This is a genomic window from Micromonospora echinofusca, assembly GCF_900091445.1.
GTDB classification, from domain to species: Bacteria; Actinomycetota; Actinomycetes; order Mycobacteriales; family Micromonosporaceae; genus Micromonospora; species Micromonospora echinofusca.
Map to the genome: position 1 here is coordinate 3130173 of NZ_LT607733.1, position 20164 is coordinate 3150336.

General features: G+C 73.3%; 17 protein-coding genes. 5 read left to right on the forward strand and 12 right to left on the reverse strand.

Going from position 1 to position 20164, the window contains the following annotated elements; all coding sequences use genetic code 11:
- Positions 1–167 precede the first annotated feature (167 nt).
- From GA0070610_RS13745 to kdd, 6 genes are read right to left on the reverse strand one after another with little or no spacing between them, the layout of a single operon-like run.
- A complete protein-coding gene (locus GA0070610_RS13745) occupies positions 168–1508 on the reverse strand; it encodes a glutamate mutase L (protein WP_089000406.1) in 1341 nt (446 codons plus the stop codon).
- On the reverse strand, positions 1505–1897 hold the full coding sequence (kal, locus tag GA0070610_RS13750; RefSeq protein ID WP_089000407.1) for a 3-aminobutyryl-CoA ammonia lyase: 393 nt from the start codon (positions 1895–1897) through the stop codon (positions 1505–1507). The genes GA0070610_RS13745 and kal overlap by 4 nt, the downstream gene beginning before the upstream one ends.
- Complete coding sequence (gene kamE, locus GA0070610_RS13755; RefSeq protein WP_392567323.1) at positions 1894–2661, reverse strand: lysine 5,6-aminomutase subunit beta; 768 nt, start codon at positions 2659–2661, stop codon at positions 1894–1896. The genes kal and kamE overlap by 4 nt, the downstream gene beginning before the upstream one ends.
- A 5-nt stretch (positions 2662–2666) precedes the next feature.
- Positions 2667–4229 (reverse strand): lysine 5,6-aminomutase subunit alpha, encoded by a 1563-nt coding sequence (gene kamD / locus GA0070610_RS13760; protein ID WP_089000409.1) that lies wholly within the window; start codon positions 4227–4229, stop codon positions 2667–2669.
- 58 nt (positions 4230–4287) lie between these two features.
- Positions 4288–5856: an amidohydrolase gene (locus GA0070610_RS13765; RefSeq protein ID WP_089003484.1), complete on the reverse strand. Its 1569-nt coding sequence runs from the start codon at positions 5854–5856 to the stop codon at positions 4288–4290.
- A gap of 5 nt (positions 5857–5861) precedes the next feature.
- Positions 5862–6923 (reverse strand): L-erythro-3,5-diaminohexanoate dehydrogenase, encoded by a 1062-nt coding sequence (gene kdd, locus GA0070610_RS13770; RefSeq protein ID WP_089000410.1) that lies wholly within the window; start codon positions 6921–6923, stop codon positions 5862–5864.
- A 144-nt stretch (positions 6924–7067) separates the two neighbouring features.
- On the opposite strand from kdd, the gene GA0070610_RS13775 reads away from it, so the two are divergent.
- Both GA0070610_RS13775 and GA0070610_RS13780 read left to right on the forward strand, forming a co-directional pair.
- Positions 7068–8474 carry a KamA family radical SAM protein gene (locus GA0070610_RS13775; RefSeq protein ID WP_089000411.1) on the forward strand — a complete coding sequence of 469 codons (1407 nt, stop codon included), beginning with the start codon at positions 7068–7070 and terminating at the stop codon, positions 8472–8474.
- A 261-nt stretch (positions 8475–8735) separates the two neighbouring features.
- Positions 8736–9347 (forward strand): histidine phosphatase family protein, encoded by a 612-nt coding sequence (locus GA0070610_RS13780; RefSeq protein ID WP_089000412.1) that lies wholly within the window; start codon positions 8736–8738, stop codon positions 9345–9347.
- On the opposite strand, the gene GA0070610_RS13785 is transcribed toward GA0070610_RS13780, so the two are convergent.
- The 3 genes from GA0070610_RS13785 to GA0070610_RS13795 form a co-directional block, all read right to left on the reverse strand.
- Positions 9277–9783: an Lrp/AsnC family transcriptional regulator gene (locus GA0070610_RS13785; RefSeq protein ID WP_089000413.1), complete on the reverse strand. Its 507-nt coding sequence runs from the start codon at positions 9781–9783 to the stop codon at positions 9277–9279. The genes GA0070610_RS13780 and GA0070610_RS13785 overlap by 71 nt on opposite strands.
- A 92-nt stretch (positions 9784–9875) precedes the next feature.
- Positions 9876–11018: an acyl-CoA dehydrogenase family protein gene (locus GA0070610_RS13790; RefSeq protein WP_089000414.1), complete on the reverse strand. Its 1143-nt coding sequence runs from the start codon at positions 11016–11018 to the stop codon at positions 9876–9878.
- The gene (locus GA0070610_RS13795; protein WP_089000415.1) at positions 11015–12130 is read right to left on the reverse strand and encodes a M24 family metallopeptidase; all 1116 of its coding nucleotides are present in this window, start codon (positions 12128–12130) and stop codon (positions 11015–11017) included. The genes GA0070610_RS13790 and GA0070610_RS13795 overlap by 4 nt, the downstream gene beginning before the upstream one ends.
- Positions 12131–12351: 221 nt before the next feature.
- Between GA0070610_RS13795 and GA0070610_RS13800 the strand changes: the two genes are divergently transcribed.
- Positions 12352–13695 carry a glycosyl hydrolase family 18 protein gene (locus tag GA0070610_RS13800; RefSeq protein WP_089000416.1) on the forward strand — a complete coding sequence of 448 codons (1344 nt, stop codon included), beginning with the start codon at positions 12352–12354 and terminating at the stop codon, positions 13693–13695.
- 95 nt (positions 13696–13790) lie between these two features.
- Here the strand turns inward: GA0070610_RS13800 and GA0070610_RS13805 are convergent, their stop codons facing one another.
- Positions 13791–14879, reverse strand: coding sequence for a DUF4037 domain-containing protein (locus GA0070610_RS13805; RefSeq protein ID WP_089000417.1), 1089 nt, complete (start codon positions 14877–14879; stop codon positions 13791–13793).
- A gap of 114 nt (positions 14880–14993) precedes the next feature.
- On the opposite strand from GA0070610_RS13805, the gene GA0070610_RS13810 reads away from it, so the two are divergent.
- Both GA0070610_RS13810 and GA0070610_RS13815 read left to right on the forward strand, forming a co-directional pair.
- Entirely contained in the window at positions 14994–15221 is a 228-nt protein-coding gene (locus tag GA0070610_RS13810) for a hypothetical protein (RefSeq protein WP_089000418.1), read from the forward strand.
- 52 nt (positions 15222–15273) lie between these two features.
- Positions 15274–16194 (forward strand): 5'-3' exonuclease, encoded by a 921-nt coding sequence (locus tag GA0070610_RS13815; RefSeq protein ID WP_089000419.1) that lies wholly within the window; start codon positions 15274–15276, stop codon positions 16192–16194.
- Positions 16195–16221: 27 nt separating this feature from the next.
- Here the strand turns inward: GA0070610_RS13815 and GA0070610_RS13820 are convergent, their stop codons facing one another.
- On the reverse strand, positions 16222–17106 hold the full coding sequence (locus GA0070610_RS13820) for an MHYT domain-containing protein (protein ID WP_089000420.1): 885 nt from the start codon (positions 17104–17106) through the stop codon (positions 16222–16224).
- A 163-nt stretch (positions 17107–17269) separates the two neighbouring features.
- A complete protein-coding gene (locus GA0070610_RS13825) occupies positions 17270–20083 on the reverse strand; it encodes a DEAD/DEAH box helicase (RefSeq protein ID WP_089000421.1) in 2814 nt (937 codons plus the stop codon).
- Between the last annotated feature and the right edge of the window lie 81 nt (positions 20084–20164).

Below are 20164 nucleotides of genomic sequence, written 5' to 3' on the forward strand. Positions count from 1 at the left end.
CCGCGACGCACTGCTCACATGTCGCTCGGCCAGCGGACGAAGGGACGAAGCGAACAACAGCCGCTTCCCGTAGTAGGACTCAAAGACGGTACGGCGTACACCCCCGCCGCTGTCAACCCACCCGGGCCTGTCGTGTGATGTACCACGGCGTGTCGCGTCGGCGAGTCTCAATCCGTGCCCAGGTGCCGCCGCAGCAACGCCACCGCCGCCACCGGATGCTCCGCCGCCAGCAGCCCACCGGCGGCCAGCACGTAGTCGACGTCGACCACCGGCCGGGCCGCCCGCGGCAACGCCCACCCGCCGGCATGATCCGTCAGCACCGCACCCAGCACCCCCGCCGCGTCCACCGGCGCGGCATGCCGCAACACCCCACCCGAGCCCACCAGCAGCCGCACGTCGCGCAGGTCCCGCCCGGCCCGCTCACCCGTCGCGGCACCCCGCGCGTGCCGCCGCAACGCCACCGTCGCCGCCAACGCCGCGATCCGGGCGTCCACCGCACGGTCCGCCTCCCCTGCGGGCAGGAAACCCGGATCGGCGGCCCGCGCCGCCGCCCCCGCCGCCAGCGCGTCGCGCTCCGCGTCGGTGAGCAACCGCTCCTCCGCCGCCGCCCGCACCACCCCCGGCGCGCTCCACCGCATACCCAGATCGCCCTCGACCGTACGGGCCCGCCACAGCGACCCCGCCACCTCCCGCCCCGGCCCCGTCGCCCGCTCGTCCGGCGTCAACACCGAGTACACGTCCGTGGTGGCGCCCCCCACGTCCACCACCACCAGATCACCACCCAGCGCGTCGGCCAGCACCTCCACCCCGGTCAACACCGCGTCGGGGGTGGCCGCGCGCACCAGCCGCGCGAACCGCGACCCCCGCGACAACCGCTTCCCGCCGATCACGTGCCGCAGGAACACCTCCCGGATGGCCGCCCGCGCCCCCGCCGGCGCCAACACCCCGATGCGCGGCAGCACGTTGTCGGCCACCGTCACCGGCACCCCCGCCGCCGCCAGCACCGCGTGCAGCTCCTCGCGGACGTCGACGTTGCCCGCAAGGACCACCGGCACCCGCCAGCGGGCCCGCGCCAGCCGCGTCGCGTTGTGCGTCAACGTCTCGGCGTCCCCGCCGTCGGTGCCACCCACCAGCAGCACCACGTCCGGGCGGGCCGCCCGCAACCCGGCCAGGTCCGCCGCGCCGAGCCGACCCGCCGCCACGTGCACCACGTTCGCGCCCGCCGACAGGCCCACCCGCCGGCCCGCCTGCGCCGTCACCAGCCGCTCGTATCCGATGACCGCCAACCGCAGCCCACCACCGGCCGACGAACACACGTACCACGGCGCATCCCGCACACCAGGCAACCCGGCGCGGGCCGCCCCGACCGCCGCGTCCAGGCCGTGCAGCACGTCCGTACCCACCGTCGTCGGCGCCGACGACGCACCCACCAACGCGCCGACGTCAAGGTCCACCACCGCCACCTTCGTGTACGTGGACCCGACGTCGGCGCAGACCGCGTACCTCACGCCGCGGGCGGAACGACCACCGTGCCGGTCGCCGTGACCGCCACGACCGGCTCGTCGAGCACCTCCGCCGCCGACTCACCCCGATCCGGACGCCCCCGACACACCACTCGCGCCTCGAAGTCGATCGTGCGGCTACGCGTACCCACCCGGGTCACCGTCGCCGTCACCTCCAACACGTCCCCCGCCTTCATCGGCGCCCGGAACTGCACATCCGAGTACGACGCGAACAACCCCTCGTCACCATCGGTGCGGATACACACCTCCGTGGCCACGTCCCCGAACAACCCCAACGCGTACGCCCCGTCGACCAGGTCGCCCGCGTAGTGGGCGTGCGAATACGGCACATACCGCCGGTGCACCACCGTCAGACCCACCCGGGAATCACTCATGCCTTCGCCTTCTTCTCGATCAACGCGTGCACCAGGAAACTCGCCACCTCACCCGGAGTCGTCCCCCGGCCGAAGATCCGATCCACGCCCAACTCACCGGCCATCGTCTCGTCGAACCGCGGCCCACCCACGATCAGCAGCGGCCGACGCCCCGCCGGCATCGCCTCCCGGAACGCCGCCGACATCTCCCGCGTGTTGTGCAGATGCGCATCCCGCTGCGTCACCACCTGCGACACCAGCACCGCATCCGCCCGCTCCACCCGGGCCGCCTCCACCAACTCCGGCACACTCACCTGCGCCCCCAGGTTGGTGACCTTCAACTCCCGGTAGTACTCCAGACCCTTCTCACCGGCGATGCCCTTGACGTTGAGGATCGCGTCGATGCCGACCGTGTGCGCGTCCGTACCGATGCACGCCCCCACCACCGACAACTTGCGCCGCAACCGCCGCTTCACCACCGCGTTGACCTCCTTGGCGCTCAGCAGCGGAAAGTCACGCTCCACCACCTGCACCGCCGACAGGTCCACCAGATGGTTCACCCGCCCATACACCACGAAGAACGTGAAACCCTCACTCATCGGCTTGGCGTGCACCAGCATCGCCGGATCGATGCCCATCTTGTTCGCCAACTGCACCGCCGCGCCCTCGGCCCGCTTGTCGTGCGGCACCGGCAACGTGAACGACACCTGCACCATGCCGTCGCCCGTGGTGTCCCCGTACGGCCGCACGACCTTCTTCCCGGCGGCCCCGCCGCCGGCCTCCACGGCGCTCACGCACCCGCCCCTTCCAGGATCTCGGTGGCCGGATTGAAGTAGCCGGCCTCGTGCGCGGCCACCCCCGCCAACCCCTTGCCCCGGTCCGCCGGCCGCTTCATGATCCCGAACGTGCCCTCGGCGATCGCCGTCAACAACGACTGCTCACCGATACGCTCCAACAACTCGACCGCCTCCGAGAGCACCCGGTTGGCCCGCTGCTGGATGAACCCACCCGGCGCCGGCACGAAATCCTCGTGCAACCCACCCGCCGCACCCAGCACATACCGCACGTTCTGCAACGCGATGTCCCGGTCCGACAACCACGGCGTCACCACCGCCTCGGTCATCATCCCCACCAGCAGGATCCCCTGCCCCGTCATCGTGCCCACCAGGTTGAAGAACCCGTCCAGCAGATTGCCCCGGAACACGTCACCCGTCATGTGCTTCGTCGGCGGCATCCACTTCAACGGCGCGTCCGGGAACAACTCCCGCGCCAACAACGCGTGCGCCAACTCCAGCCGGAACGACTCCGGCACATCCGGGTTGATCTCGAACGCGTGCCCCAGACCCAACTGCCAGTCCGCCAACCCCGCCTCGTGCGCGAAGAACTCGTTGAGCAACTGCGACACCGTCACCGTGTGCGCCTCGTCCACCGCGTCCGCCGTGGTCAGGTAGTTGTCCTCACCGGTGTTGATGACGATCCCCGCCCGCGCGTGCACCTGCCGCGAGAACCGCTGGTCCACGAACGTACGGATCGGATTGATGTCCCGGAACAGAATCCCGTACATCGAATCGTTCAACATCATGTCGAGCCGCTCCAGGCCCGCCAACGTCGCCATCTCCGGCATGCACAGACCCGACGCGTAGTTCGTCAACCGCACGTAGCGGCCCAACTCCCGCGACGTCTCATCCAACGCCGCCCGCATCAACCGGAAGTTCTCCTGCGTCGCGTACGTGCCCGCGAACCCCTCCCGCGTCGCACCCTCCGGCACGTAGTCCAACAACGACTGCCCCGTCGACCGGATCACCGCGATGACGTCCGCACCCGCCCGCGCCGCCGCCTGCGCCTGCGGAATGTCCTCGTAGATGTCCCCCGTCGCCACGATCAGATAGATCCACGGCCGCTGCTTCGGATCCCCGAACCGCTTCACCAGCCGGTCCCGCTCCGCCCGCCGCCGGTCGATCGCCCGCACCCCCGCACCGACCGCCCGCCGCGCCGCCCGCCGCGCCGCCGTCGCGGCCTTCCCCGTCGGCACCTCGAACCGCACCGACCCCGCCGCCGCCTTCTGCGCCAGCAACGTCACGTCACCGAGCTGCTCCCGGGCCAACGCGTCGAACACCGGCAACGCCACCCCGTGCCCCAACCCCACGTCCGCGACCACCGCGTCCACGAGCCGGTTCACCCACGGAATCCCGTCCGGATCGGCACCGGAAACCCCGGCCAGCCGCAACACCGCCCGCTCCACCGACACCGTCGTGTGGCTACGCGCCAGATCCACCACCGGCTGACCCGCACGGCGCGCCAACTCCCGCGCCCGCGCCACCAACCGCGGATCCAGATCAAGCTTGCCCGTCACACCGTCACCCCACCCTGCCCCGCGACGGCGCCACACGCCGTACCGATGGATCGCTCGCTCACGAAGACCCTTCCTCGAAGATCACGTCACCACGCAACACCGTGCGCCGACACACCGGCAGCGGCGTCGGATCCTGCGGACCACGCGCCTCCGGATCCGCCGCCAACAACACCGGTAGACCCCGCTCCACCCCCGCCGGCGTCGACCACACCGCGAACGTCGCCGGCGCCCCCAACGCCAACACACCCTCGTTGTCCAGCCGCACCGCCCGCCACCCACCACGGGTATGCGCCGCGAACGCCGCCCGCACACTCATCCGCTGCGCCGGGCTGTGATGCCACACCGCCGCCCGCACCGAACCCCACGGATCCAACGGCGTCACCGGCGAATCCGACCCGAACGCCAACGCCACCCCCACCGCGTGCATCGCACCCATCGGATTCGACTCCAACGACCGGTCCAACCCCAGCCGCGACTCGTACATCCGACCCGCACCGCCCCACAACCGGTCGAACGCCGGCTGCATGCTCGCCACGATCCCGTACTCCACGAACCCCGCGATCAACCGCTTGTTCATGATCTCCGCGTGCTCGATGCGGTGCCGCGCCGCCCGCACCCGGTCCGTGCCCAGCTTCTCCGCCGCCCCCGCGAACCCCTCCAACACCGTCGAGATCGCCGCGTCACCGATCGCGTGGAAACCACCCTGCACACCGTGCGCCGCACAGTCCAACAGATGATCCCGCACCTGCTCCGCACTCAGATAACCGTGACCACACCCACCGTCACCGTCCAGGTAGTCCCGCGACACGTGCGCCGTACGCGACCCCAACGCCCCGTCGGCGAACAGATCACCACCCGCACCCACCGCACCCAACTCCCGGGCCCGCGCCGCACCACCCAGCTCACCCCAGTACCCGTACACCTCCGCCACGCCGTCACCCGACAACGCCAACAGACCCGTGAAGTCCTCCTCGTCGGAGATCTCCGGACCACCGCACTCGTGCACCGCCGCGACACCCAACGACGCCGCGTGCCCCAACGCCGCCCGCTGCGCCGCCACCCGCTGCGCCCGCGTCACCGACGCGAACGCCGCCGCCCGCACCACGTGGTGCGCGTCGCGCCGCAACCACCCCGACGCGTCGTACCCCACCGCAAACACCACCTGCGGACACGCCGCCAGCAACGCCTCCGACACCAACGCCGAATGGATCGACGCCTGCGACAGATAGACCCGCCGCCCCCCGGCCGCCCGGTCCACCATCGCCGCGTCCGGCAGCTCCGGCACCGGCCAACTCGACTCGTCCCAGCCGTGCCCCAGCACCACCGCGTCCGACGGCAATCCCGCCGCGAACCCCGCCACCGCGTCCAACAGCTCCGCCGCCGAACGCACCCCCGATAGGTCCAGCCCCGACAACGCCAACCCCGTGTCCGTGGCGTGCACGTGCGCGTCCACGAACGCCGGCGTCACCAACGCCCCGTCCAGATCCACCACCCGGTCGGCGGACGGCGCGTCCGCGTCCACCCCCAGCCAGGAGATCCTGCCGTCGGACACCAGCAGAGCCGTCGCGCTCGGATCGGCCGGGCAGTGCAGCGTCCCGCCGCGGTACAGAGTCGAGGGGTTCGTCATGACCATCAGTCTGCCGCGAGTCGCGCCTCGAACAACGCCCGCACCCCCGGCTCCGACCGCAGCAGACCGAGCGCGAACTCCGCGTGCCCCGGCACGTAACCGTTGCCGACCAGCATCGTCACGTCCGCCGCCAGGCCCTCCGCCCCCAACGCCGCCGCCGCGAAACTCGTCGCCATCGAGAAGAACACCACCGTGCCGCCGTCCGCCGTCGCCAGCACCGCCCCGTGCTCACAGCCCGGCACGTCCACGCACACCACCGTCACGTCCGCCGGCGCCTCCAACGCCGTCGTCACCGCCGTCGACAGCGCCACCGGATCCCGGGCGTCGGCCAACGCCACCGCGTCCGCCAGCCCCACCGCCGTCAGCGCGTCCCGCTCCGCCACCACCGGCACCACCCCGACCGTACGGGCGGCACCCGCCCGCCGCGCCGCCGCCAGCGACAGCGACCCGCTCTTGCCCGCGCCACCGATCACCGCCACCCGCACCGGCGTCGGGTCCCCCGCCCGCTCCCGCTCCACCACGTACCGCGACACCACCCGCGCCGTCAGCGCCGGAGCCCCGCACACGTCCAGCACCGCCAGGGACAGCTGCGGGTCCAGGTCCGCCGGCAGCACCGCCGCGATCGACCGGGCGAACAGGATCGCGTACCCGTCGCACGGCACCTGCTCGCTGCGCCCGTCCCAGCGGGCCAACCCGTCGAGGATCGTCAGCGGCGTCAACGTCAGCGACACCAGGGTCGCCACCCGCTGCCCCACCCGCAGCCCCAGCGGGGAACGCCGCCCCGCCTCCTCCACCGTGCCGATCAGCATCCCGCCCGACCCCGTCACCGGGTTCTGCATCTTGCCCCGCGCGGACACGATCTCAAGCACCTCGGCGCGCACCGCGTCGCCGTCCCCGCCGTGCTTCTCCCACAACTGCCGGAAGCTCGCCGCGTCCAGGTTCAACCGCTCCACCCGGATCCGCACCTCGTTCGGCGCGATCTCCGGACTCGCGTCCAGCCGCCACGCGGCCTGCGGCAGCACCCCCGCCGGTTCGACAACGCGGTGCAGACCCACCGGTGACGTCACGCCGACCTCCCCCTGTCACGCCGCTCGAAGCCCCGGCCAGGGCTCGCGTAGCGGGAAAACTTCCGGCAGACTAATTTCTTCACCGAATATTTTCCAGTAGCCTTCGGGATCGCTGATCAACCCGCACCACATCGAGGAGGGGCCGTGACCCAGACCCAACCGGTGGAGACCCTGCCCCCGCCCCACCCCGCGCCGGTCGCGGTACCCACCGCCGGACAGCCCTACGAATACCGCCGCGCGCCCCTCGTCGAGCCCGACTGGACCCGCTTCCCCGGCTGGCGCCACATCACCCGCGAGCAGTGGGAGAACGCACAGTGGCAGCGCGTCAACTGCGTCAAGAACATCAAGCAGCTGCGCACCGTCCTCGGCGACACGGTCGACGAGACCTTCTACGCCGACCTCGAGGCCGACCAGAAGGCCCTGGCCACCATGTCCATGCTGGTGCCGCCACAGATGATCAACACGATGGTGCCGTTCGCGCCGATGACCACCGAGGCGTTCCTCGCCGACCCCATCCGGCGCTACATGATCCCCGTCGCCTCCGACCGGCGCACCGACTGGCCCTCCCACCCGTACGCCAGCCGCGACTCCCTGCACGAACACGACATGTGGGTCGCCGAGGGCCTCACCCACCGCTACCCCACCAAGGTCCTCGCCGAGCTGCTCTCCACCTGCCCCCAGTACTGCGGGCACTGCACCCGCATGGACCTCGTGGGCAACTCCACCCCCGCCGTCGACAAGCTCAAGCTGACCCTCAAGCCCGTCGACCGCTACGACGCCCACATCGGCTACCTCAAGGCCCACCCCGGCGTCCGTGACGTCGTCGTCTCCGGTGGCGACGTCGCCAACGTGCCGTGGAAGAACCTCGAGTCCTACCTGATGCGGCTGCTGGAGATCGAAACCATCCGCGACATCCGGCTCGCCACCAAGGCCCTCATGGGCCTGCCCCAGCACTGGCTCCAGCCCGACGTCGTCGAGGGCCTCGAACGCGTCGCCCGCACCGCCGCCCGCCGAGGCGTCAACCTCGCCATCCACACCCACGTCAACCACGCCCAGTCGCTCACCCCGCTGGTCGCCAGGGCCGCCCAGACCGCCCTCGACGTGGGCGTACGCGACGTACGCAACCAGGGCGTGCTCATGCGCGGCGTCAACGCCACCGCCCCCGACCTGCTCGACCTCTGCTTCGCCCTCCAGGGCGAGGCGGGCATCCTGCCGTACTACTTCTACATGTGCGACATGATCCCCAACGCCGAGCACTGGCGGGTGCCGGTCTGGCACGCCCAGCAGCTCCAGCACGACATCATGGGCTACCTGCCCGGCTACGCCACGCCGCGCATCGTCTGCGACGTCCCCTTCGTCGGCAAGCGCTGGGTGCACATGCTCACCGAGTACGACCGCGACCGCGGCATCTCGTACTGGACGAAGAACTACCGCACCTCCATCGAGTCCGCCGACGCCGAGGCGCTCAACAAGCGCCACGCCTACTACGACCCGATCGACACCCTGCCCGAGACCGGGCAGCAGTGGTGGGCCGAGCACCGCAACGACTGACCCCGCTCGCGACACCGTCACCCCCGGCGCCGACCACCGGCCCGGGGGTGACGCGTTTCCGGGTCCCCCGGGCCCACCACTCCCCTGGTGGTACACCGGCCCGCTGGCACGCCACGTCCGGCCCGCCTGGACTCCCTCCTCGGTGTCGTCTGTCTTCGTTGATCCGCCCCTCTGCTGTCTGTGCGGTGGCTCGCACACCCGCTAAGGCATCCTAGGACACTAGGTGAAGGATGGGAGCCGGTCGTCTGGTTGACTGGACGGATGGGAGAGCTTCTGCTGATCCGGCACGGCGAGACCACCTGGAGCGCCAGCCGGAGGCACACCTCGTACACCGACCTCCCTCTCACCCCCGACGGCGAGCGGCAGGCCCGCATCCTCGGCCGGTTCCTCGCCGGCCGACGCTTCGCCGCGGTCCTCACCAGTCCCCGCGCCCGGGCGCTGCACACCGCGCGGCTGGCCGGCCTCACCGTCACCGGCACCCTCGACGACCTGGCCGAATGGAACTACGGCGAGTACGAGGGGCGGACCACCGCCGACATCAGCGACGACCACCCGAACTGGTCCATCTGGACCGACGGCTGCCCCGGCGGGGAGTCCCCCAACCAGGTCGGCGAACGCCTCGACCGGGTGCTCGCCCGGGTCCACCCACTGCTCGACCGGGGCACCGTCGCCCTCGTCGGGCACGCCCACAGCCTGCGCGTGCTCGGCGCCCGCTGGGTCGGCCTGCCGCCCTCGGCCGGCGGGCTGCTGCGGCTGGACACCGCCACCGTCAGCGTGCTCGGCCACGAGCACGGCCGACGGGTCATCCTGCGGTGGAACCAGCCGGTTCCCCCGACGCCCGGGAACGCACCCGAACGTGGGACTCGGCACTGATCTTCGGCGGCCGGTTCTCGTACGGCGTCGACAGCACCACCGTCGTACGGGTGGTGACGTTCGCCGCCGTACGGATCTCCTGGAGCAGCCGCTCCAGGTCCGCCGGGCTGGCCACCCGCACCAGCAGGAGGTAGAAGTCCTCCCCCGCCACCGAGTAGCACGAGTCGATCTCCGGCAGGTGGGCCAGCCGCTCCGGCGCGTCGTCGGGCTGCGACGGGTCGAACGGTCGGATCGCCACGAACGCGGTAAGCGGCAGCTCCAAGGCCTCGAAGGAGACGCGGGCGGCGTACCCCTTGATGACGCCGCGCTGCTCCAGGCGGCGCACCCGCTGGTGCACGGCGGAGACCGACAGGCCCACCCGCTCCGCCAGATCGGTGTACGACAGCCGACCGTCAGCGGTCAGCGCGGCGATGATGGCGCGGTCGATCTCCTCCACGGCGTGCAACCTACCGGGAAAACCGCGCCACGGCGACGACGCGGCCCGCCGGCGCGACGCGGCACACGCGCCGGCCGGCGGGACGACGCCCGTCAGCCCTTCGCCAGCGCCCGGGAGATGACCAGCCGCTGGATCTGGTTGGTGCCCTCCACGATCTGGAGCACCTTGGCCTCGCGCATGTAGCGCTCCACCGGGTGGTCGGCCACGTAGCCGGCCCCGCCCAGCACCTGCACCGCGTCGGTGGTCACCCGCATCGCCACGTCGGTGGCGAAAAGCTTCGCCTTCGCCGCCTCGATCGAGTACGGCCGGCCAGCGTCACGCAGCCGGGCCGCGGCCAGCGTCAACGCCCGGGCCGCGGAGATCTGGGTCGCCAGGTCGGCGAGGGTGAACCCCAGCCCCTGGAAGTCGATGATCGCCTTGCCGAACTGCTGGCGTTCCCGGGCGTAGCCGACCGCGTAGTCCAGCGCCGCCTGGGCCAGCCCCACCGCGCAGGCGGCGATGCCGAGGCGCCCCGAGTCGAGCGCGGACATCGCGATGGTGAAGCCCGCCCCCTCCCCGCCGATCAGCCGCTCGGCCGGCACCCGGGCCGAGTCGAAGGCGATCTGCGCCACCGGGGAGGCGCGCAGCCCCATCGTGCGCTCGGCCGCCTGCGGCGCGATGCCCGGCGTGTCGCGGTCGGCCAGCAGGCAGGAGATGCCCTTCGGGCCGGGCCCGCCGGTACGGCAGAAGATGTTGTAGAAGTCCGCCACCTGGGCGTGGGTGATCCACGCCTTGGTGCCGTCGACCAGGTAGGCGTCGCCGTCGCGTACCGCCCTCGTCGTCAGCGCGGCGGCGTCCGAGCCGCCCTGCGGCTCCGACAGGCAGTACGCCCCGAGCAGCTCCCCGCCGACCATGGCGGGCAGCAGCTTGCGCTGCTCGTCGGTGCCGAACTGCGCCAGGGGGTAGCAGGACAGCGTGTGCACGCTGACCGCCTCGGCGACCGCGAGCCAGCGGCTGGCCAGGATCTCCAGCACCTGGAGGTACACCTCGTAGGGCTGGGCGGCGCCGCCGTGCTCCTCGGCGTACGGCAGGCCGAGCAGGCCGGCCCGCCCGAGGGTGCGCAGCACCTCGCGGGGGAACTCCGCGCGTTCCTCGAACCCGGCGGCCCGTGGCGCCAACTCCCGGTCGGCGAGTTCGGTGGCGAGGTCGAGCAGGTCGTGGGCCTCGTCGGTGGGGAGGATCCGGTCGACAGTCATAGCGCGATGAGCTCCGTGGGGGTGGTGTTGAGCCGTTGCACGCCGTCCGGGGCGCAGACGACGATGTCCTCGATACGGGCGCCGTGGCGGCCCGCCAGGTAGATGCCCGGTTCGACGGAGAACGCCATCCCCGCCTCCAGCGGGCGGGCGTTGCCGGCCACCACGTAGGGCTCCTCGTGGCCGTCCAGGCCGATGCCGTGGCCGGTGCGGTGCAGGAAGGCCGCGCCGAACCCCGCGGCGGCGATCGGTTCGCGGGCCGCCGCGTCGACGTCCTCGGCGGTCACCCCGGGGCGGACCGCGGCCACCGCGGCGCGCTGGGCGGCGTGCAGCACCGCGTAGTAGTCGACGAACTCGGCCGGCGCCGGGGCGCCGGCGACGTAGGTGCGGGTGCAGTCGGAGCGGTAGCCCGAGGGCATCGTCCCGCCGATGTCCACGACGACGGGCTCGCCGGCGCCGATCGGCCGGCCGGAGGTGCCGTGGTGCGGGCTGGCGCCGTTCGGGCCGGCGGCGACGATCACGAAGTCCACGCTCACGTGGCCGGCGGCCCGGATCGCCGCGGCGATGTCGGCGCCCACCTCCGCCTCGGTGCGCCCCGGCCGCAGCCACTCCCCCATCCGCCGGTGCACGGCGTCGATCGCCGCGCCCGCCTCGGCCAGCGCCGCGACCTCGGCCGGGGACTTTCGCAGGCGCATCTCGCGCAGCACCTCGGAGGCCAGCCGCTGGGCGGCGCCGGGCAGCGCCGCGCGCAGGGCCAGGACCTGCTCGGCCCACATCCGGTCGGCCAGCCCGACCGCCGCCACCGGTCCGCCGAGGGCGGCGACGAGCAGCGGGTACGGGTCGGTGCCGTCGGCGTGGTCGACGATGCGTACGCCGGTGGCGGGTGCCGGGGACGCCTCGGCGGCCGGCCGCTCCAGGGTGGGCACGATCAGGGTCGGCTCCCCCTGCGCGGGCAGCACCAGGCAGGTGAGCCGCTCCCCCTCGTGGGCGTCGTAGCCGGTCAGGTAGCGCAGGTCGGAGCCGGGGGTGAGCAGCAGCGCGTCCAGGCCGGCGGCGGCGGTGGCGCGCTGGGCGTCGGCCAGCCGTCGGGGCGGATACAACTCGTCGGATGCCACCCGGTCAGCTTAACGGTCGTTCGGGGGGCCGCCCCAGCCCGCCCGGCTGCGGGGAGCACTCTCCGATCCATCTAGCGGCGTCGTTGACGCCACAGTTAACACTCCTTAGGATTTGGCTGCCTCGAGGATGTCCGCCCGTCCCACCCGTTCGCCCGCTTTCCGGCGCCGGTCGCCGACGCGGGCGGCACGGCCGCCGCAACCCGCCCACGGGAAGGCCCCCGATGCCCTCATCGCTGCCCCGCCTCAGGTCGGCCCTCGCCGCCGGCCTGACCCCCGCCCCCGCGCAGGCCGCCGCGCTGCCCGACGGCTTCCGCAGCGTGGGTTACCTGCCGTCGTGGACCGGCGACGTCAACGCCGTGCAGTACGGCAAGCTCACCCACGTCAACTACGCATTCGTGCTGCCCAACGGCGACGGCACGCTGCGTCCGGTGGAGAACCCCGCCAAGCTCTCCCAGCTGGTCTCCCGCGGCCACGCCAGCAACGTCAAGGTGTCGATCGCGATCGGCGGCTGGAACAACGGCGACGACTCCGCCTTCGAGGCGCTCGCCACGAACGCCGGCAGCCGCACGACGTTCGTCAACAACGTCGTCGCCTTCGTCAACCAGTACGGCCTCGACGGCGTCGACATGGACTGGGAGTACCCCGACCCGGGCGCCTCGGCCACCAACTACACGGCGCTGATGCAGCAGCTGGCCGGCGCCCTGCACAGCCGGGGCAAGCTGCTCACCGCCGCCGTCGTCTCCGAGGGCTGGTACGCCGAGGGCGTGCAGCCCGCCGTGTTCGGCCACGTGGACTGGCTCAACATCATGGCGTACGACGGCGGCAGCCCACACGCCAACTACGACTGGTCGATCAACGCCGTCAACTACTGGAAGTCCCGGGGCCTGCCCGCCCGCAAGGCGGTGCTCGGCGTGCCGTTCTACAGCCGGCCCGGCTACCACACCTACGCCTCGCTGGTCGCCATGGACCCGGCCAACGCCAACCGCGACTGCACCACGGTCGGCGGGACCCAGCAGTGCTACAACGGCGTCCCCACCGTCAGGCGCAAGACCCAGTGGGCCATGGCCAACGCCGGCGGCATGATGAACTGGGAACTCAGCCAGGACACCACCGGGGCCACCTCCCTGGTCAGCGCCATCTACGACGTCGCCACCGGCGGCAGCATCCCGCCGCCCGCCGGGCGGACCGGCCCGATCACCGGGATCGGCGGCAAGTGCGTCGACGTGGCCGCCGCGAACACCGCCAACGGCACCGCCGTGCAGCTCTACGCCTGCAACGGCACGAACGCCCAGAGCTGGACGGTGGGCACCGACGGCACGCTGCGCGCCCTCGGCAAGTGCGCCGACGTGGCCAGCGGCTCCACCGCCAACGGCGCCAAGGTGCAGCTGTGGGAATGCAACGGCACCGGCGCCCAGGTCTGGCAGGCCCAGTCCAACGGCACGCTACGCAACCCGCAGGCCGGCAAGTGCCTCGACGCCACCGGCGACAGCTCCGCCGACGGCACCCGATTGCAGATCTGGGACTGCTTCGGCGGCGCCAACCAGGTCGGGCGGCTGCCCGCCTGAGCGGCGCGCGGGGCACCGCCACCGCCCCGGCGGGACGGGGCCCGCCACCGCCCTCGACGGGGCGGCCGCGCCGCCGTCGGCGCGGCCGCCCGGCGTCAGTCGGCGCCGTCCGCCACCGGCGGCAGCGCGGCGGCGAGCCGGCGGACCCGGTGCGCGTGGGTCAGCACGTCCACGCTGTCGACGTACTGGTCGACCGCGCCGAGCGGCACACGCGCGCGCAGGGCCGGGTCGATGATGGCGGCGCGTAGCGCGGCGGCGAGGCGACCCGCGTCCAGGACCAGGAACGGCCGGGCGTGAAACGGCCGGGGCCGGGCGCGCACCGGCGCCGCCAGGCCGGTGCCGTCGGTCCAGGCGGCGACCGCCGCCAGCGCCCGGACCAGCCCGTCCTCCCGCTCCCGCCAGTCCGCCGGGCCGAGCGCGTCGGCCAGGGCCGCGACGACGGGCGCCGCGTCCGGCAGCCGGGCGAACACCGTGCCGAGCCACTTGTCGTACGGGGGCCAGCGGCGGTGCAGCAGCAGGCCGAGCCGCATCAGGTCCCGGGCCAGCCCGGCGGCGACCACCCGGCTGCCCAGCTCGTCGCCGCTCTCCGCGCAGCGGCCGGGCAGGTGCTCGGCCTGCGCGACGCGGGTCCACGCGGCGGCGAGCACGTGCCGCCACACGTCGTCCGGATACCACGCCAGGGCCGCCCGGGCCACGGTCAGCGCGCCGTCGAGGCCGTCGTGGAAGATCGCGCCGCCGGTCACCTCGGCCAGCCGCTGCGTCGGGGTGGCCAGCCAGTCGGCCGTGCCGACGCCGCCGGCCGGGTCGAAGCCCAGCCGGTCGTGCCACCAGCCGCCCAGCTCGTGGACCGTGACGCCGTGGCGGCTGCCCGCCCGGTCGGCCACCCCGAGCCGCCCGTGCCCGGTGAACCGGGTCGGCCAGCCGAGAAACTCCGCCGGCAGGTCCGCGTCCAGCGCCGCGCGCAGGGCCGGGATGCGCGCCGCGTCCGGCGCGGCGACGAAGAGCTGCCCCCGCGGGCCCCAGTCGTGGTCGGTGGAGCGCGGGGTGTCCAGGCCGAGCAGTTCCGAGCCGCCGTCGAGCAGACCGGCCGCGTACGGCAGGTCGGAAAGGCGACGACGCAGGATCGGCGCCAGCACCTCGTCGTGGAACCGGCGGCCCAGCGTCAGGCCGGCAACGAACGTCACACCGGCAAGTCTGCGCCCGGGGGCGGCGCTCCCGCAGCCCGGTTCCGCCGCCGCCGGCCGTACCCGCCGATAGGCTGGGCGCGGACGGGTCGCCGACGGGAAGGAGCGACCGCCGTGGCAGCGACGGAACCCGAGCGCGCCGCGACCCGACGCCGCCAGCTGCTCTGGGCGGGCGTCCTCGCGGTGGCGGGCCTGGTCCTGCTGCTCGTCGGCCTGACCGTCGCCGACGGCACGGCGGCCTGGCTCGAGGTGGCGGCCGCGATCGTGCTGCTGCTGGTCAGCTACGGGCTTCAGCACGTGGCCCGCCGCGAGGCGCTATACCGCGACGACGACCGTCCCTGATCCGCCGCGCCGTGCCCCCTGATCGTCGGGGGGGTGTGCCAGGCTGTCGGGCGTGGCACACCGACCCCCGATCCTGCTCATCGACGCGCCCAGTCTCTACTTCCGGGCCTACTTCGGCATTCCCGAGTCGGCGGCCCGCGCCGCCGACGGCAGCCCCGTCAACGCGGTGCGCGGCTTCCTCGACATGCTGGCGAGCCTGATCCGCACCCGTCGGCCCGACCGGATGGTCTGCGCGATGGACCACGACTGGCGGCCCGACTGGCGGGTGGCGCTGCTGCCGTCCTACAAGGCGCACCGGGTGGCCCCCGAGGGCGGCGAGGTGGTGCCCGACACGCTCAGCCCGCAGGTCCCGCTGATCCTGGAGGTGCTCGACGCCGTCGGGATCACCCACGTCGGCGCGGCCGGCTACGAGGCCGACGACGTGCTCGGCACCCTCTCGGTGACGCAGCCGGCGCCGGTCGAGGTGGTCTCCGGCGACCGGGACCTGTTCCAGCTCGTCGACGACGCCCGCCCCGTGCGGCTGCTCTACGTCGGGCGGGGCGTGGCCAAGCTGGACGACTGCGACGACGCCGCGGTGCGCGCCCGCTACGGGGTGCCGGCGAACCGGTACGCCGACTTCGCCGCCCTGCGGGGCGATCCCAGCGACGGGCTGCCCGGAGTGGCGGGCGTGGGCGAGAAGACGGCCGCCCGGCTGGTCGAGCGCTACGGCGACGTGGCGGGCATCCTGGCCGCCCTGGACGACCCGGGCTCGGGCTTCGCCCCCGGGCTGCGCACCAAGCTCGCCGCCGCGCGGGACTACCTGGCGGTCGCGCCGAAGGTGGTCCGGGTCGCCCTCGACGTGCCGCTGCCCGAGCTGCCCACCGCGCTGCCGACCGCCCCGGCCGACCCCGAGCGGCTGCTGGAGCTGGCGGGCGAGTGGAACCTGGCCGGCTCGGCGCGCCGCCTCGTCGACGCCCTCGCGCAGCGGGCCTAGCACCCCGACGGGGCCGGAGCCCGGCGCTCAGCGTGGCGGGTCGTTCCGGCGCGACGGGAACGGGGTGCCGGGGCTGCCGAGCGTGGAGCGGGCCCGCAGCCCCACCGGGTCCGGTGCCGCCACCGCCGTGGCCTCGGCCGGCTCCCTCTCCCGCAGGCTGCCGACGTACGCCGCGGCGGCCCGGTCCTCGGCGGTGGGGGCGGCCAGCAGCGCGTAGACCAGCCCCACCACGCCGAACACCACCGCGAGGACGATCGGCACGAGCAGGGTGCTGACGCCGGCGCCGGTCACCTCGCCCTGCCGGGTGTGCGGGTGCACCGACATGGCGCTCATCCCGGTGAAGTGCATGCCGTTGACCGCGACGCCCATCAGCAGCGCCGAGCCGACGATCGCCAGCCATCGCCGGACGGTCATCGCCAGCCAGAGTGCCACGGTGGCCGCGACCACCGCGATCACGACGGACAGCACGACGCGCGTCGTGTCGTAGTCGATCCGGCCGTTGAGCCGCATGGCGGCCATGCCGGTGTAGTGCATCGCGGCGACCCCCGCGCCGGTGAACAGGCCCCCGGCGACAAGCCGTACGGCGGAGAACCGCCCGGTGCCGACGATGGCCAGACCGATGCCGACCGCGACCACGGCGATGAGGGCGCTGGCCACGGTGATCGGCACGTCGTACCGGATCCGGGTGCCTTCGACGGCGAAGCCGAGCATCGCCATGAAGTGCATGGTCCAGATGGCCGTACCGCCGATGGCCCAGGCCGCCAGGGTGCCCCACCAGGCGCGTTGGCCGGCGCTGCCCGCGGTGCGGATCCGGCTCGCGCAGATCAGCCCCAGGGCCGAGCCCAGCACCGAGAGCGCGTAGCTGAGAGCGGGGGTGATCCACCCGTACTCAAAGTGATTTATCTCCGCCATCGCGGCCTTCCTCGGATCGATTACCGGCGCGTAACCGCGCGCCGCAGCAATGATCGAGGATGCTCCCACCAGGCAAGACGGCACCCCCCGCACAACTCGGGGGGTGCCGTCGTAATGACTGTGCGATGCGTCGATTCCGATCGCCGGTTACCGACGGTGACGATCAGGCGGTGGCGTGGTAGGCCAGCACGCCCCGGTTCACGGCGCCGATCGCCTGCCGGGCGGTCGACCTGAGTTCCGTCGAGGCGCCGCCCGAGTCGGCGAGCTGGCCGAGCAGGTCGACCACCTGCCGCGCCCACCGGACGAAGTCGCCGGCCGGCATCTCACCGTCGATCTCGTGGCCGCTGCCGAGGACCTTCGCGAGCGCCTCGCCGCGGGCCCAGCGGTAGACCGGCCAGGCGAAGCCGAGGTCGGGCTCCCGGGTGCCGGTGAGGCCGCGGGCCGCCTCGTCGGCCTCGATCTCGCTCCACAGCTTGAGCGTCTCGTCGACCGCTTCGGCCACCGGGCCGCGCGGCAGCGACGCCCGCTCGTCGACGTCGCGGCGGGCCTCGAAGACCACCACCGAGACCGCCGCCGCCAGTTCGGCCGGGGAGAGCCCGTCCCACACCCCGCGTCGCAGGCACTCGGCGACCAGCAGGTCGGCCTCGGTCCAGATCCGGCCGAGCATCCGGCCGGCATCGGTCACCGTCCCGTCGGGCGTCAGGTAGCCCCGGGCGGTGAGCAGGGCCACGATCCGGTCGAACGTGCGGGCCAGCGACCCCGTCCGGCCGGCCACCCGCTGGCGCAGCTCCTCGGTGTCCTTCTCCAGGCGGCGGCGCCGCTCCGCCCAGCGGGCGTGCTCCTCGCGGTCGGGGCAGGCGTGGCAGGGGTGCCGGCGCAGCTCGGTGCGCAGCTGGCTGAGCCGGTGGTCCTCGCCGACCGCCTGCCGGGAGCGGCCACCCCGCCGGCCGCCGTGGCGGTCCAGCCCCGTGCCGCTGACCTCGGCGGCCAGGTCCCGCCGGGCCGCCGGGGACCGGTGGTTGAAGTGCTTCGGCACCCGGATGCGCGCCAGCACCTCGGCGGGGGTCGAGAAGTCGCCGGGGCTGACTCGGCCCGCCCAACGGTCCTGGGTGAGCACCAGCGGCCGGGGCTCACCGAAGCCGCCGGTCGCCGGGTCGAGCACGACGGCCAGGCCGGCCCGCCGACCCGACGGCACGCGGATCACGTCGCCGACCCGCAGCCGCTCCAGCGAGGCCACCGCGGCGGCCTTGCGCTGGCTCTGCCCCTGCCGGGCGATGGCCCGCTCCCGGTCGCCGATCGCCACCCGCAGCGCGAAGTACTCGTCGAAGTCGCCGTGGTGGCAGGCCGCCTCCGCGCCGTACGCCTCGATGGTCTCGCTGTTGCGCTGCACCTGACGGGCCAGGCCGACCACGGAGCGGTCTGCCTGGAACTGGGCGAACGAGGACTCCAGCAGCGCGCGGGCCGGCTCGGCGCCGACGGTGCCGACCAGGTTGACCGCCATGTTGTACGACGGCCGGAAGCTGGACCGCAGCGGGTAGGTGCGGGTGGAGGCGAGACCGGCCACGTGCCGGGGGTCGGTCTCCGGGGACCAGACGACGACGGCGTGCCCCTCGACGTCGATGCCCCGCCGGCCGGCCCGGCCGGTGAGCTGCGTGTATTCCCCCGGCGTCAGGTCGACGTGCGCCTCGCCGTTGTACTTCACCAGGCGCTCCAGCACGACGCATCGGGCCGGCATGTTGATGCCCAGGGCGAGCGTCTCGGTGGCGAAGACCGCCTTGACCAGGCCCCGGACGAAGAGCTCCTCCACGACCTCCTTGAACACCGGCAGCATGCCGGCGTGGTGGGCGGCCAGCCCGCGCTCCAGCCCGTCGAGCCACTCCCAGTAGCCGAGGACGGTCAGGTCCTCGCCGGGAATGGCGGTCACCCGCGACTCGACGACGCGGCGGATCTCCGCCCGCTCGTCGGGAGAGGTCAGCCGCAGGCCGGCGGCGAGGCACTGCTGCACGGCGGCGGCGCAGCCGGCGCGGCTGAAGATGAACAGGATGGCCGGCAGCAGCCCCTCGCGGTCGAGCCGATCGACGATGTCGGGGCGCATCGGGCCGCGCCAGCGGGGCCCGCGCCGCCCGGCGCCGGGGCCGGCGCTGCGGCCCTCGCCGAGCTCCAGTCGGCGCATGGTGTCGCGGGTGTAGCGCAGCAGCTCGGGGTGCACGTCGTGCTTGCGGGCGGCGTCGGCGTCGTGGAACAGGTCGAACATGCGCTTGCCGACCAGCATGTGCTGCCACAGCGGCACCGGGCGGTGCTCGCTGACCACCACGGCCGTCTCGCCGCGCACGGTGACCAGCCAGTCGGCGAACTCCTCGGCGTTGGACACGGTGGCCGACAGGGAGACCAGCGTGACCGAGGCGGGCAGGTGGATGATCACCTCTTCCCACACCCCGCCGCGGAAGCGGTCGGCGAGGTAGTGCACCTCGTCCATCACCACGTACGCCAGGCCGTCGAGGGTGGCCGAGCCGGCGTAGAGCATGTTGCGCAGCACCTCGGTGGTCATCACCACCACCGGGGCGTCGCCGTTGATGGCGTTGTCGCCCGTGAGCAGCCCGACCTGCGCGGCGCCGTAGCGGTCGACCAGGTCGTGGTACTTCTGGTTCGACAGGGCCTTGATCGGGGTGGTGTAGAAGCACTTGCGCCGGCGGGGCGGGGCCGCCTCGGCACCGGTCGCCGTCGCGTCGCCGTCGGCGGGCGCCGGGGTGCCGCGCAGCGCCAGGTGCACGGCGAACTCGCCGACCACGGTCTTGCCGGCACCGGTCGGGGCGCACACCAGCACGCCGCTGCCGCGCTCCAGTGCCTGGCAGGCCTCCCGCTGGAAGTCGTCGAGATCGAACCCCAGGTCGAGGGCGAACTCGTTGAGTGCCGGGAACTGTGAGGCCTGCGCGGCCCGGCGGCGCGCCGCGGCGTACCGCTCGGCGGGGCTCGACATGTCTCCAAGATTAATGCGTGGTGCCGACAGCCACCGGACAAGGCCAACCGGCAGTCGGGTCGGGGGCGGTCGGTAGGGTGC